Source organism: Geomicrobium halophilum, from assembly GCF_014207655.1.
Classification (GTDB): Bacteria; Bacillota; Bacilli; order Bacillales; family Marinococcaceae; genus Geomicrobium; species Geomicrobium halophilum.
In genome coordinates, this window is the sequence record NZ_JACHHJ010000001.1 from 1,149,303 (window position 1) to 1,162,142 (window position 12,840).

General features: G+C 42.1%; 14 protein-coding genes. 1 reads left to right on the forward strand and 13 read right to left on the reverse strand.

The annotated features are described in order from the left end of the window. Window positions 1-10 precede the first annotated feature (10 nt). The 8 genes from HNR44_RS05665 to acnA form a co-directional block, all read right to left on the reverse strand. On the reverse strand, window positions 11-844 hold the full coding sequence (locus HNR44_RS05665) for an alpha/beta fold hydrolase (protein WP_184403103.1): 834 nt from the start codon (window positions 842-844) through the stop codon (window positions 11-13). Then, entirely contained in the window at window positions 831-1,739 is a 909-nt protein-coding gene (gene metA / locus HNR44_RS05670; RefSeq protein ID WP_184403104.1) for a homoserine O-acetyltransferase MetA, read from the reverse strand. Before metA ends, HNR44_RS05665 begins: the two co-directional genes overlap by 14 nt. Before the next feature lie 43 nt (window positions 1,740-1,782). Next, the gene (gene nadE, locus HNR44_RS05675) at window positions 1,783-2,604 is read right to left on the reverse strand and encodes an ammonia-dependent NAD(+) synthetase (protein WP_184403105.1); all 822 of its coding nucleotides are present in this window, start codon (window positions 2,602-2,604) and stop codon (window positions 1,783-1,785) included. Window positions 2,605-2,623: 19 nt separating this feature from the next. Further along, window positions 2,624-2,929, reverse strand: coding sequence for a hypothetical protein (locus tag HNR44_RS05680; protein WP_184403106.1), 306 nt, complete (start codon window positions 2,927-2,929; stop codon window positions 2,624-2,626). Window positions 2,930-2,937: 8 nt separating this feature from the next. Continuing rightward, window positions 2,938-3,372: a YbgC/FadM family acyl-CoA thioesterase gene (locus HNR44_RS05685; RefSeq protein WP_184403107.1), complete on the reverse strand. Its 435-nt coding sequence runs from the start codon at window positions 3,370-3,372 to the stop codon at window positions 2,938-2,940. Window positions 3,373-3,532: 160 nt separating this feature from the next. Next, a complete protein-coding gene (locus HNR44_RS05690; protein WP_184403108.1) occupies window positions 3,533-3,652 on the reverse strand; it encodes an FbpB family small basic protein in 120 nt (39 codons plus the stop codon). Window positions 3,653-3,696: 44 nt separating this feature from the next. Continuing rightward, a complete protein-coding gene (locus HNR44_RS05695) occupies window positions 3,697-4,416 on the reverse strand; it encodes a DUF421 domain-containing protein (RefSeq protein ID WP_221434208.1) in 720 nt (239 codons plus the stop codon). A 382-nt stretch (window positions 4,417-4,798) separates the two neighbouring features. Continuing rightward, window positions 4,799-7,528 (reverse strand): aconitate hydratase AcnA, encoded by a 2,730-nt coding sequence (gene acnA / locus HNR44_RS05700; RefSeq protein WP_184403109.1) that lies wholly within the window; start codon window positions 7,526-7,528, stop codon window positions 4,799-4,801. 164 nt (window positions 7,529-7,692) lie between these two features. On the opposite strand from acnA, the gene HNR44_RS05705 reads away from it, so the two are divergent. Then, window positions 7,693-8,103, forward strand: coding sequence for a DUF2621 family protein (locus HNR44_RS05705; RefSeq protein ID WP_184403581.1), 411 nt, complete (start codon window positions 7,693-7,695; stop codon window positions 8,101-8,103). Between the two features lie 36 nt (window positions 8,104-8,139). On the opposite strand, the gene HNR44_RS05710 is transcribed toward HNR44_RS05705, so the two are convergent. The 5 genes from HNR44_RS05710 to HNR44_RS05730 form a co-directional block, all read right to left on the reverse strand. Further along, window positions 8,140-8,652 carry a CcdC family protein gene (locus HNR44_RS05710; protein WP_184403110.1) on the reverse strand — a complete coding sequence of 171 codons (513 nt, stop codon included), beginning with the start codon at window positions 8,650-8,652 and terminating at the stop codon, window positions 8,140-8,142. A gap of 494 nt (window positions 8,653-9,146) precedes the next feature. Next, window positions 9,147-9,371 carry a YneF family protein gene (locus HNR44_RS05715; protein ID WP_184403111.1) on the reverse strand — a complete coding sequence of 75 codons (225 nt, stop codon included), beginning with the start codon at window positions 9,369-9,371 and terminating at the stop codon, window positions 9,147-9,149. A gap of 99 nt (window positions 9,372-9,470) precedes the next feature. Further along, window positions 9,471-9,908, reverse strand: coding sequence for a sporulation inhibitor of replication protein SirA (gene sirA / locus HNR44_RS05720; protein WP_184403112.1), 438 nt, complete (start codon window positions 9,906-9,908; stop codon window positions 9,471-9,473). A 144-nt stretch (window positions 9,909-10,052) separates the two neighbouring features. Continuing rightward, the gene (tkt, locus tag HNR44_RS05725) at window positions 10,053-12,047 is read right to left on the reverse strand and encodes a transketolase (RefSeq protein ID WP_184403113.1); all 1,995 of its coding nucleotides are present in this window, start codon (window positions 12,045-12,047) and stop codon (window positions 10,053-10,055) included. A gap of 283 nt (window positions 12,048-12,330) precedes the next feature. Next, window positions 12,331-12,564, reverse strand: coding sequence for a DUF896 domain-containing protein (locus tag HNR44_RS05730; RefSeq protein WP_184403114.1), 234 nt, complete (start codon window positions 12,562-12,564; stop codon window positions 12,331-12,333). Window positions 12,565-12,840 lie beyond the last annotated feature (276 nt).

The following is a 12,840-nucleotide window of genomic DNA, read 5'->3' on the forward strand; positions in this document are numbered from 1 at the left end:
CTGCATTACATTAATTTTCTACAAACAACGATATCGCTCTTGCAGTCTCCACAGGCATTTCTTCAGGAAGTAGATGACCTTTGCGAGGATAAACGACAAGTTTTGCATCAGGCAATCGATTCACAAGCTTCTTGCCCACATAGAGCGGCACAATCCGATCTGCTTTTCCCCATAACAATAAGACCGGGACATTTATATTTTTAAGAGTACCCTCGTCCAAATCGTCTTCACGATGACGAATGAACTTAGCCAATGCTCGAAACATGGAGTGTTCTTGTAAAGGTTTTTGATAAGAAGCCACTTGCGCCTCAGTAATGGAGGACTCATCATAAATCACCTGAGCCAAAACTTTTCGAACATCCCTTCTTCGAACATAACGAGAAAGCCACCAAGAAAAAAAAGGAAGAAATGTTGCAATACGGAGCCAGGATGGACTACGACTCATTCCATCTGAGCTCGCAAGCAACACGAGTCTTTTCCTTGTATCTGGCATGAGCAGTGCCAAACGAAGGGCTACCTGACCGCCCATGGAATGGCCAACAGGTATGACCATTGTATATTCTGAAGCAAACTCATCAATGACTGCTTTTACCGTCTTAGCATATTGTTCATAGGAATACCGGTATTTCACCTTTTTCACGCTTTCCCCAAAACCCGGGAGGTCCAAGGTGACAACCTCCCCGAAACCTCTCAATTCTGGGATTAACAAATGGAAGCTATAAGAAGAAGACATAAACCCATGAATGAGGACAAATAACCGATCTTCCACCGCTTGATTTCTTGCTGTAAAATGCTGGACATTGAGATCTTCAGCTGCTAAGGGGTATCGATTAACGGAGTTCATAAGGCGTTTCTTGATAAACGTAATAATTAAGCCAATTGGAAAAAAGTAAATGAGAATGGGCTCTCCAAAGTAACGGTGGGTGCTGATCTGTATCTCCGCTTGGAAAATACCCTGCGGGAATTTTTGTATCAAGTCCTTGTTCTTGATCACGTCTATATTCATCTCGAAGCGTTGTTGCCTCATATTCAGCATGCCCGGTTACGAACACCTTGCTGCCTTGCAAATCTGAAACAAGATAAACACCAGCATCTTTTGATTCAGCAAGAATCACGAGGTTATCTTCTGCTTCAATATCTTCTTTAGCCGTTGTCGTGTATCGAGAATGCGGGACATAAAAAATATCATCAAACCCACGCATAAGGGGGCTATTCATCGCTTTAATCTCATGCTTGAAAACGCCAAATTGTTTATGGGTCAGCTCATGTTTAGGAATCTGATAATGATAATAAAGCGCCGCCTGCGCTCCCCAACAAATGTGCATGGTTGATGTCACATGAGTTTTGCTCCATTCGAGCACCTCAATGAGTTCATCCCAATAGTTAACTGCCTCAAATGGAAGACGTTCAATTGGAGCTCCTGTTACAATCATACCATCAAAATATTGATCTTTTACTTCTGCAAAACTTTTATAAAACGCTGATAAATGTTCAGCAGATGTATTCTTGGAGCGGTGGGTGGTCGGATGTAAAAAGGTTATTTCCACTTGCAGAGGTGAATTCCCTAATAAGCGTAGAAGCTGTGTTTCCGTCGTTTCTTTCACCGGCATCAAATTTAAAATAACGATATGCAAGGACCGAATATCTTGTGTATACGCCCTCTTTTCATTCATGACGAATATATTCTCTTGTTGCAGTACATTCGTTGCTGGCAATTCGTTTGGTATTTTAATCGGCATTGTTCTTCACCCTACCACTGAAATTTCGACCTTTGCTCATGTTTTAAAGTTTCTTCCACCAGTGATCTTGAGGAGATACGGGCGTTTGACGTTTATGCTCAGTTGTTTTGTAGTACCTGATCAACTTCTGTTCAACTTCAGCGCTGACATTTTTTCCTTCTAGAAAATCGTCAATCTGTTCATATGTCAACCCCAGCGCTTCTTCATCGGAGAGACCTGGACGATCATCCTCAAGATCAGCTGTCGGAGTCTTCTCAAATATAGATGGAGGAGCATCAAGTGTACGAAGGATCTCTTTTCCTTGACGTTTGTTCAACCCAAACAAGGGCACAATGTCACAGGCTCCGTCTCCATGTTTTGTAAAAAAGCCTGTAATCGCTTCGGCAGCATGATCGGTACCAAGAACGAGCAAGCCGTATGCTGCAGCTACATCATAGTGCACCTTCATTCGTTCTCGAGCTTTATTATTTCCTTTGTCAAAATCCCTCATGTCTTGATCTAACGCACGTTCGAAGCTTTGGACAGCAGCTTCTACAGCTGGTTTAATATTAATGGTGACCGTCCGGTCAGGTTGGATAAAATCAATCGCTTTTTTGGCATCATCTTCATCGTATTGCTCTCCGTGCGGGAGACGTAGAGCAATAAATTGGTAATGGGGATCTTCTCTGCGAAGCTCCTCTACAGCATCTTGTGCCATTTTTCCAAGGAGCGTGGAATCTTGTCCTCCCGATAACCCGAGAACGAACCCGTTAGCCTTTACATTTTTTACATACGATTTTATAAACTCTTTTCGTCTTCTGTATTCTTCGTCAGGGTTAATGGCCGGCTGCACTTCTAAATCGCTTATAATGTCCTCTTGCTGCATGGTTTCCCCCTTGTTTTGTTTACTGATTTTGTAAAAATTTATAGCGTTGTGTATCTAAGCCTTCGTGCTCTAACACACGTTTCTGTATATCACCAAAGAGATCAAAATGGGATAGACTCCCCCGTTTGTGAATCCACTCTGGTTTTAAGCCATAAACTTTTCCCCATTGTACCAGTTTTTCTTGATCCGCACAGGCCACTTTTGTTACAGAATCACATCTAGGGAAACGCTCGTCCAGCCAATAATGAGTAATGATTGCGATCTTCCCTGCTTGTGCTCGCTGTTTCCAACTTTCCAATTCGCTTCTGCTTATCCCAAATGCCATTTGCAGGCTTAGCCTCTTTCTTCATTTTGTTTCTTTTCCCGCTCATATACTTCGTGCCATTCTGGTAATTGTTTCTTCATTGAACGTGGACGAAAACTTTGACTGTCAACAATGACGTGTGTGGTTGTTCCACTCACACACAACCGATTATCCTCATTATAAATCTCATAGCCATAAACAGCGCGTAGCCCATTATAATCATCAATCCACGTGTCAATACGTACAGTTTCTCCGTATCGAACCGACCGTTTATAGGATAGGCTCACGTCGATTACAGGAGCTAAAACACCGCTTTCTTCTAATTTTGCGTATGAAAACCCTAACAATTCTATAAGGTCAGAACGCCCAATCTCGCACCAAATTAAATATTGAGAATGATGAACAACGCCCATCTGGTCGGTTTCTGCATAACGGACTTGTACATGAGTGGTTGCTATTTTCACATGTATACGCCTACTTTCACTATTATACAATAATTCCTATATATAAGAATAATAAACAAATGTTCTCAGATCAAGTTGTACGTTTGTAAAGCAAATAAAAAACCCGAGCGAAAGATATATTTTGCCCGAGTTCATATACTCGTTCGTATTGAGCTGTGCCTTATTTTCTTTTTGCATCCAACCGTTCTTCGATTCGATTCATGGCGTCACGGTCATTAAGAATCGCTTCCCGATTGTCCCGTAATAAATCCACAAATCGAACATTCTTAATTCTTCTCATTCAAAACGCCTCCTTTTCTATATTATTGGAAAAAATCCTCAAACTTATACACGTAAACGCGGGCTAAGATACCATTCACCTGCATTGTTGACTGTCAATAGGAAAATATCTTCGATCGAGGTATAACCCTGAGCTTTTAATCCCTTTTCTAACTCTTGTCGGGTCATAATCTTCTTCATGTTTTTAGAAATTAATTGACCGTCGGCAATAATTACACTTGGATAACCAGTGTTTTGCGGGTTTAATCCAATGTCTTGTGCGGTTGCAGCATTATAAGGAGCTTTCTTGATCACACTAACCTGTCCATTCGGTTCCAATACTGCGTAATCAATTTCATTTAAATTAGAAGCATCATTTTGTCGAAGTTCCATTAATAATTGCTCAATGGTAACATTGCATTTCTTGAGCATATCATCGAGAATTTGCCCTTTTTCTATAATGATAAACGGTTCATTTTCAATGACTCTCCTAAAAAGGGGCAATTTCAAACCCACATATGTTAGGAACCAATGCATAAATGCAATGACAGCAGCACCTGCAAAAGGGCCCCCAATATCTGTATCCCCGCTTGAGACCGTTTCCCCTAAAATATCACCTATAACGATTCCAAAAATAAAATCAAGGGGATCAATGTTGGCCATGGATCGCTGGCCAATAATTTTCACCATGATAAATATGTACACGTATACGACCAATGCACGGACGAGAAATCCATAAATCGGTAATTGCTCTGCACCTGTCCAAATATCCGTAATGAATTGCATTATATCCCATCCTCTATATCATGTCGTTCTTTATAATTTCAGTTTTTTATTGAATTATTCACATTACGGTACGTGAAATTTTTATGTTAAAAAAGCGATATTTTTTAAGGACAGCACGCCTCTTATTAAAATGGCGGGAGTCACACCATACGTTTGAGGGTTAATGGCCCATGCTGATCTTTCGATCTTTACATTCCCTTAGTTTCCTCTTTTCTGATCTTTTAGGGAGATTTTTATTCCCCTAGCATTTATGTAAGCCATTACTCAACACTCTTCTTACTATAAAAGCAAGGAAAGGTAAAGTCGGTGCCCTGCGCAAGTGTGAGACTGTCCATCGTAAAAAAACCAGCCAACAATGGCTGGTTTTAAAGTTACACTTTTATTATTTCGGTACTGTTTCAGAAAGTTTGTTACGAAGAACCATCGGCAAGATTCCACCATGGCGGTAGTAATCAATTTCGATATCACTATCAAAGCGTACGACTGCTTCAAATGTTTTCTTGTTGCCTTTGGTATCTTCTGCTGTAACAGTTACCTTTTCATGGGGTTTCACATCTTCGCCAATCTTTACATGGAACGTTTCATCACCGCTTAAGCCTAGTTCTTCAGCACCTTCTCCATCTTTAAATTGAAGAGGAAGAACGCCCATCAGGGCTAAGTTACTACGGTGAATACGTTCAAAGCTTTTCGCGATGACCATTTTGATTCCAAGAAGTGTCGTACCTTTGGCAGCCCAGTCACGTGAACTCCCCATCCCATAGTCATCACCGGCAATAACCACTAAGCCTGTGTTTTCTTTTTTATATTCCATCGCTGCATCATAGATGGCCATAACCTCTCCGGATGGCCAGTGCGTCGTAAAGCCGCCTTCTGTGCCTGGAGCTAATTGATTGCGGATACGAATGTTCGCAAATGTACCGCGCATCATTACTTCATGATTCCCACGGCGAGAACCATAAGAGTTAAATTGCGCCGGGGTTAAACCTTTGGAGATTAAATACCGGCCTGCGGGGCTATCTTTTGCAATGGAGCCTGCAGGTGAAATGTGGTCGGTCGTAACCGAATCCCCAAATTTACCAATTACTCTTAAACCATCAAGATTTTGAATCGCTTGTGGCTCTTTTGACAAGTTTTCAAAGAAAGGTGGATTTTGGATATATGTTGAATTCTCATCCCAATCATAAAGAGACGCATCTTCTGTCGATTGCAGTTCATTCCAACGTTCATTGTTATCAAATACGCTGCTGTATTCTTCTTTAAAAAGCTCTGGAGATACATTCTCCTGGATGAATGTTTGAACCTCAGTTAGGCTTGGCCACAAATCACTGAAGTAAATATCTTGTCCATCTTGATCTTTCCCGAAAGAGTCTTTTCGGACGTCAAAGTTCACAGTTCCAGCGAGGGCATACGCGACAACGAGTGGTGGTGATGCTAAATAGTTCGCTCGTACAAGTGGGTGAATCCTTCCTTCGAAGTTTCGGTTCCCGCTAAGTACTGATGAAACAACTAAATCATTGTCAGCGATCGCTTGCTCCACTTCTTCTGGTAATGGACCGCTATTACCGATACAAGTCGTACAGCCATAGCCCACAAGATTAAAACCAAGTTCATTCAGATAAGGCATCAAGCCTGAGTCTTCAAGGTAACGTGTGACTACTTTAGAACCGGGGGCGAGTGATGTTTTGACATATTCAGGAACATCAAGACCTTTTTCGATCGCTTTTTTAGCGACAAGGCCGGCTCCAATCATCACGGAAGGATTGGATGTGTTCGTACAACTTGTAATCGCAGCGATCGTAACCGCACCGGTTGTAAGTGTAGATGTTTTTCCATTCGGATGGGTAATCTCTACCTCTTTGTCGAATTCTTTGGCATTTAAACCAAAACCATGATTTCCTTCAGGTCCCGTTATTGCTTCCTTGAAAGATTGCTGCATGTCATCAAGTTCGATGAGGTCTTGCGGACGCTTCGGACCGGATAATGCCGGCTCGATTTCGTCAAGATTTAATTCCACAACTTCTGAATAATGTGGCTCTGGAGCATCTTCGCTATAGAAAAGTCCATTTTCTTGACAATAAGCCCTAACAAGCTCGATTTGTTCTTCACTCCGGCCAGTTAGACGCAGGTAATTAAGCGATTCTTCGTCCACCGGGAAGAAACCACACGTTGCCCCGTATTCCGGTGCCATGTTCGAGATAGTAGCACGGTCAGCAAGGGACATAGCACTTAAGCCTGGGCCGTAAAATTCTACAAACTTACCAACCACGTTTTTCGAACGCAGAAGCTGTGTTACTTTTAACGCCAGGTCGGTTGCTGTTGCTCCGTGTGGAAGGCTGCCTTCCAGTTTTACCCCTACGACTTCAGGTGCTGGAAAATAAGAAGGCTGCTGCAGCATACCGGCTTCGGCTTCGATACCGCCAACGCCCCAGCCAAGTACACCGATGCCATTAATCATCGTTGTATGTGAGTCTGTACCAACGAGTGTATCTGGATAGGCAATTTTTTCCCCTTCCTCATTTTCTTTCACATGTACCACATTGGCAAGGTATTCCAGGTTCACTTGATGAACGATCCCTGTTGCTGGTGGAACAGCACTATAATTTTCAAATGCTTGCGTTGCCCAGCTCAACAACTTGTAACGTTCTTCATTTCTTTCAAATTCCAAGTTCATATTGCGGGTTAATGAGTCGCTCGTCCCAAACTGGTCAACTTGAACCGAATGGTCAACAACGAGATCGGCTGGGATCGCAGGATCAATAGAAGCTGGATCTCCACCTAAATCTGCCATTGCTTTTCTTAGGGATGCAAGGTCAACAACAGCAGGTACTCCTGTGAAATCCTGAAGGATGACACGTGAGGGCTTGAATGGAACATCTTCGTTCCCGCCTTCTTTACTTCCCCAGTTAGCGAGACTCTCTACGTGTTCAGATTTAATCACTTTGCCATCTTGCTGCCTCAACAAAGATTCCAATAATACTTTAATGGAATAAGGCAGTTTTGAAACGTCCCTCACACCTGCTTTCTCCAAAGCAGTGAGGTCGTAATAATGATAGGTTTCATTACCTACGTTTAGTGTTTTTTTCGCCTGATACATGTCATTGGTTTCTCCCATGTATACCCCTCCCTTAACTCTATCTTATAACAAGAACAGAAAAATGTCGAAGCATAATTCATCATTTTTGTTAGGCTCAAAGACAAGTCAATTTGGTAGAAATGTGATAAACTAGAAATAGAGAATCATACACAGAGGTGAACAACTTGAGTACAGATTTATTTATGTGGCTAATCGTTTTCTGGTCTGTGTTCATGGCAGTCTTTATGTTTATTGGCGGATTTTTTATGTTTCGTAAGTTTCTCAAAAGACTCCCAAAAGCAGATGGACATTCCATACTTGATTGGCAAGACCATTATATACAAAAAACACGCCATCTTTGGACAAAGCAGCAAAGCGATCTATTAGAAGAGCTTGTCTCCCCTGTGCCCGAGTTGTTCAGAGATGTTGCTAGAGAGAAAATTGCTGGTAAAATCGGAGAGTTGGCTTTAGACCAGCGTGCTGATCGAATTACCGAGGACTTAATTATCCGCGGCTATATACTAGCTACCCCTAAACGTGACCATAAGTTTTTACGAAAAAAGCTGGATGAAAAAGAGATGGATTACAGCCAATACGAGCAGCTATTTTATTAGCCATAGGTTAACGGCTCCCTAACATGGGAGCTTTTTTTACGTTCGCTCCCCACCTGTCACGTTCCATACCGCACTTTTTAATTGTTGTGCCTCTTTCCGGTATAAAATGAGCATGGCGATGCGCCAGGGGGCAATCATCCCATAAGCAAGGAGGAAAAACATACCAGCCAGTTGCGGCAACTGGATTTGTTCTCCGATCACGAGCTTAACGATGACACGAACAATCAATAAACCGGCCAACAAAAAAATGAAGAGTTTTGATCTTTGCATATAAATATCGCCGTCACGAATTTCAAAATGTGACGTCCGAATCAATAAATAAGAACAGGCAATTCCTAAGAGCAAAGGAGCAACAATTTGAGGGGCAGGGAGTTGGGCAGGCTCATATAAAAACATGAGAAAACCAGTGCTCATCATAATCGGGGGGATAATGATTTTCTTCACAGAAGCTGGCTTCTCGATAGCCTTCATTCTTATAAAAATGGCTAACGTCCCCATCCCAACCGCACCAATCGTTGTAAGTATGAATAGAAATGTCGTCTCTGACATGAGGTTCACCTCCACGGTCCTTCAAAGAGGGACAAAAAGTGGTTTTTCAGGAAATCCATATAGGCTATAAAATGATCCGTTAGCTTGTCCAGCTACTTCCTATGACTTTTTGTAATAACCTCTTAAAGGCATCATTACCATTTATCATACACTTCCAGGCCAAATTAATGCAATCTTATCTACAAAAAGGGAGGACTAAACAAACATGATGCTTTTCGACACCCCACTGAGCATAAAAATGAATCGCTAGTGTCACCATTCCTTTCACAAAAAAGAGACGAATAGGTCGAGAAGACGTAGCTTTGAGCAACCTGCTTGCACCACGAAAGCACTCCCTTCTCACGAAGGAAAAAAGTGGGATTCTTTTTCGAGGATATCATGTTCATACGTGAGGAGCTTTAGAGGCAAGACGACGAAGAGATACGAATGCTATTTTCCCGGACTTTTTTAACACAACCTCTATAAGAAAAAAACACCTCAATCGAGGTGTCTAGTCATTTTTTATCTTGCTGCTTCTGCATGGCCTTCATCATCTGGTTGATTTTCTTTTGCGATGGGTTTTGTCCCATTTGCATCATCATCACGCGCAGCATCTGTTCATTAATAGGTGGATTCTTTTTCATATAATTCATCATCGTCTTACGAGCAATGAAGAAGCCTCCAACTAGTCCCAGAACCAAGGCTGCTAGTGCTATTAAAACAACCCAAATCGTACTCATGAGATTCGACCTCCTTACGTCGATAACACGGTATCTGTGTGATTCGTAAGCAAACATTAGTCATTATACCGTATCCATCACACGTTGAAAAGACCGCTCTCATGAATGATGAAGTTGGGAATGGATCTTCATTGGTTTTAACCATCCATATTTTTCACGTTGAATATCACAAGCGAAAAAATAAGGGTCGTACATTTGTAATTGATCGAACCAAATCCACTCATTTTCCAGCCCAAGCATACTAAAAATTTGAACCCTTCTTTCACTGACTGTTACCTTAACACCTTTCTCCCCTTGCAAGGAGAAAAAGTATCGTTCGCTATCGCTTTCATTTTTGTACATTTGTAACGAGGAAAACCACTCCACTAAATGCTGGATGGAAATCGGTCTGCATATATAGTCGACTTGTTTTTGGAGAATAGATTGTATAGAACGTATGGTTTCATACTCTTTAAATAACTGGAATAATTTGATTTCCATTTGAAAATATTGATGAGCAATCTCTGGCCTTAATAAATAAATGTCATAACGGTGCAAGCGCTCGTCCTCCTTTGTACGCCTGCCCCTACTGTAATATCTGGCAGAAAAGAAATTTGTCAATATTTGCACGATTTACATCGTTATTTATCGACAAAAGGTTGCCCCCGATGTCTTCGTGGACGGGGCAACCTTTCATGCTTATTACTCTTCTCGGCCTAGAAGTGCTTTCACTTCAGCGACTACGTTTTCATCGTGAAAACCATACTCTTTCATGACGACATCGCCAGGGGCAGATGCACCGAAACGATCAATTCCAATTTTCTTGCCATTCACTCCTGTATATCGATCCCATCCGAAAGTGGTGCCTGCTTCGAGTGAAACCGTTGGGATCGCAGGATCAATCACAGATTGTTGATATTCCATCGTTTGATTTTCAAAACGATCATGACTTGGCATGCTAATCACTCGGACAGCAATTCCATCTTCAGATAACTTCTTTTTCGCGTCCATCGCGAGTGATACTTCAGAGCCCGTAGCCACGATCGCGACCTCCGGCTTTTCTGCATCAGATAAAACGTATGCCCCTTTTCGCACTTTCTCATACGCCACATCAGCTTCTACAAGTGTAGGTAACCCTTGACGTGTTAAAACAAGTGCGGTTGGGTGATCGTTTGCTTCCAATGACAGTTGCCAAGCTGCGATCGTTTCATTTCCATCCGCTGGTCGAATTACTGACAGATTTGGGATGGTTCGCAATGAAGCAAAGTGTTCGATCGGCTCGTGGGTTGGGCCGTCCTCACCAACAGCAATGCTATCGTGGGTGAACACATACGTTACTGGAACCCCCATCAAGGCAGAAAGCCGAATAGCCGGGCGCATATAATCCGAAAACACGAGGAAGGTAGCCCCATACGCATGAAGTCCGCCATGCAACGCGATCCCATTGACAGCTGTTGCAGTTGCAAATTCCCTTACACCGAACCATACATTCCGACCTGCGCGGTTATCTTTTGTAAAGTCCTCATATTTATCCATCAAGGTATTATTAGAAGATGCTAGGTCGGCAGATCCTCCAAATAAGCCATTCACTTGTTTAGAGATCGCCTGTATTGCTGCTCCTGAAGCTTTACGAGTAGCAAGATTGTCTTCACCAACTTTATAAGCCGGTAATTCCTCTAAGGTTTCTGTTTTCCAATCGCGGGCAAACGCGCGGTTGAGCTCTTCAGCTTTTTCAGGATGTTCTTTTTGATAAGCTTCATAGAGGTCAACCCACTCTTCATAATCGCGGATGGCTTCCTTTTTCTTGTTTTCAAAAAAGGAACGAACTTCTTCTGGAATGTGGAACGGTTCATGCTCCCACTGATAAGCTTCTTTTACCAGTGCAGCTTCCTCTTCACCTAATGGCTTCCCGTGAGCATCATTTGTACCCGACCGATTCGGTGAACCATAACCGATCACCGTTTTCACTTCAATGAAACTCGGCCTAGGGTCATGTTTAGCTTCCTGAATCGCCTGATCGATGGCTTCTACGTCATTACCGTCCTCTATATAAATCGTATGCCAACCGTAAGCCTCATAACGCTTGCATACATCTTCTGAGAATGCACGGTTGAGATCCCCATCTAGGGAGACATCATTTGAATCATACAGCACAATCAAACGACCCAGCTTCTGATGTCCAGCAAGAGAAGCAGATTCAGAAGCAACTCCTTCCATCACATCCCCATCACTGCAAATCACGTACGTATAATGGTTAAAAAGCTTGAAATTTTCTTGATTGTATGTGGCAGCAAGATGCGCTTCAGCCATCGCCATTCCTGTCGACATGGCAATCCCTTGTCCTAACGGTCCAGTCGTTGCATCAACACCCGCTGTATGCCCATACTCTGGATGACCCGGAGTCTTGCTCCCCCATTGTCTAAAGTTCTTCAATTCGTTCAAACTCAAATCATATCCGCTTAAATGCAATAAACTGTATAACAGCATCGAACCATGGCCAGCGGATAATACAAACCGATCACGATCCCACCAGTCTGGTTTGTTAGGGTTATGCTTGAAATGCCTCGTCCATAATGCAAATGCCATTGGCGCCGCCCCCATTGGTAAACCTGGGTGACCTGCATTTGCTTGATTGACACTATCGATTGATAATGTACGTATTGTATTAATGGCTTTTTGTTCTATGTCTGAACTCACTTGGTCCCATCCTCTCTCTATTACAAATGGTTTCTCTTATTTATGATAAACGCTTTCAGTGTGTAAAACAAGAAGCTCTGTAGAAATCTGTCTTTTACTGATTTTAAAAACGCTTCCCTATTAAATAAGGGGCAGTCTCCAAAGTCATTTAAGGAATTTTAATCCCTAAAATCACTTCCAAAAAAGCGACCCCGCACCACTTTTAAAGTGATACGGGATCGCTTTTTTGGAATGAAGCCAACTGCTTATATCCTTTTGGAACAGCTCCTAGAATCTCAAAGCGTTAGTGAGAACGGCGCTTTTTCTTCGCGTCCCGCAATTTCTTTGGTGTTACTTCTTTCCCCTCTTCATCCATAACCGTCACAGTTTGAATTTGCTGATTAAAAGAAGCTCTAAAGTTATTTAAATATTCCTGCCTTAGATTTTTTTGCTCGTCCTCTTCATCGGGCGTCAAGCCTGTGGTTTTTTCTCTTTTGGCCAGCTCGTTGATTCGATCAAGCTTTTCGTCAGATATCAATAAGTCTCCTCCTTGTCATTGTTTTAACTTATTGTAACTATAACCCTAGTATCTGGATGAGATCAATGCTTAAAACTTTATTATATCACGATAAATATCGATTTAAAACAAGTTGTAATTGTTTTTTTAACGTTTCCTCTATATTCCTTTTGTTCTTTCATCCATTTAATGACTCCCTGTTGCAGGACCCATCTAAAGTGTATAGTGGGCAACCATTGTTAACATTATTACGGATAAAGAAAATAAAACCATTAGAATTCGTTCCTCTGACCTTTG

Excerpts from the sequence above, each read along its gene's own strand:
- nadE (WP_184403105.1), bottom strand. The coding sequence starts at position 2,604 with ATGCAGCAAGAGGACATTATAAGCGATTTAGAAGTGCAGCCGGCCATT.
- HNR44_RS05710 (WP_184403110.1), bottom strand. The coding sequence starts at position 8,652 with ATGTCAGAGACGACATTTCTATTCATACTTACAACGATTGGTGCGGTT.
- HNR44_RS05715 (WP_184403111.1), bottom strand. The coding sequence starts at position 9,371 with ATGAGTACGATTTGGGTTGTTTTAATAGCACTAGCAGCCTTGGTTCTG.
- HNR44_RS05680 (WP_184403106.1), bottom strand. The coding sequence starts at position 2,929 with ATGGCATTTGGGATAAGCAGAAGCGAATTGGAAAGTTGGAAACAGCGA.
- HNR44_RS05690 (WP_184403108.1), bottom strand. The coding sequence starts at position 3,652 with ATGAGAAGAATTAAGAATGTTCGATTTGTGGATTTATTACGGGACAAT.
- metA (WP_184403104.1), bottom strand. The coding sequence starts at position 1,739 with ATGCCGATTAAAATACCAAACGAATTGCCAGCAACGAATGTACTGCAA.
- HNR44_RS05695 (WP_221434208.1), bottom strand. The coding sequence starts at position 4,416 with ATGCAATTCATTACGGATATTTGGACAGGTGCAGAGCAATTACCGATT.
- acnA (WP_184403109.1), bottom strand. The coding sequence starts at position 7,528 with ATGGGAGAAACCAATGACATGTATCAGGCGAAAAAAACACTAAACGTA.
- HNR44_RS05665 (WP_184403103.1), bottom strand. The coding sequence starts at position 844 with ATGAACTCCGTTAATCGATACCCCTTAGCAGCTGAAGATCTCAATGTC.
- HNR44_RS05705 (WP_184403581.1), top strand. The coding sequence starts at position 7,693 with ATGTGGCTAATCGTTTTCTGGTCTGTGTTCATGGCAGTCTTTATGTTT.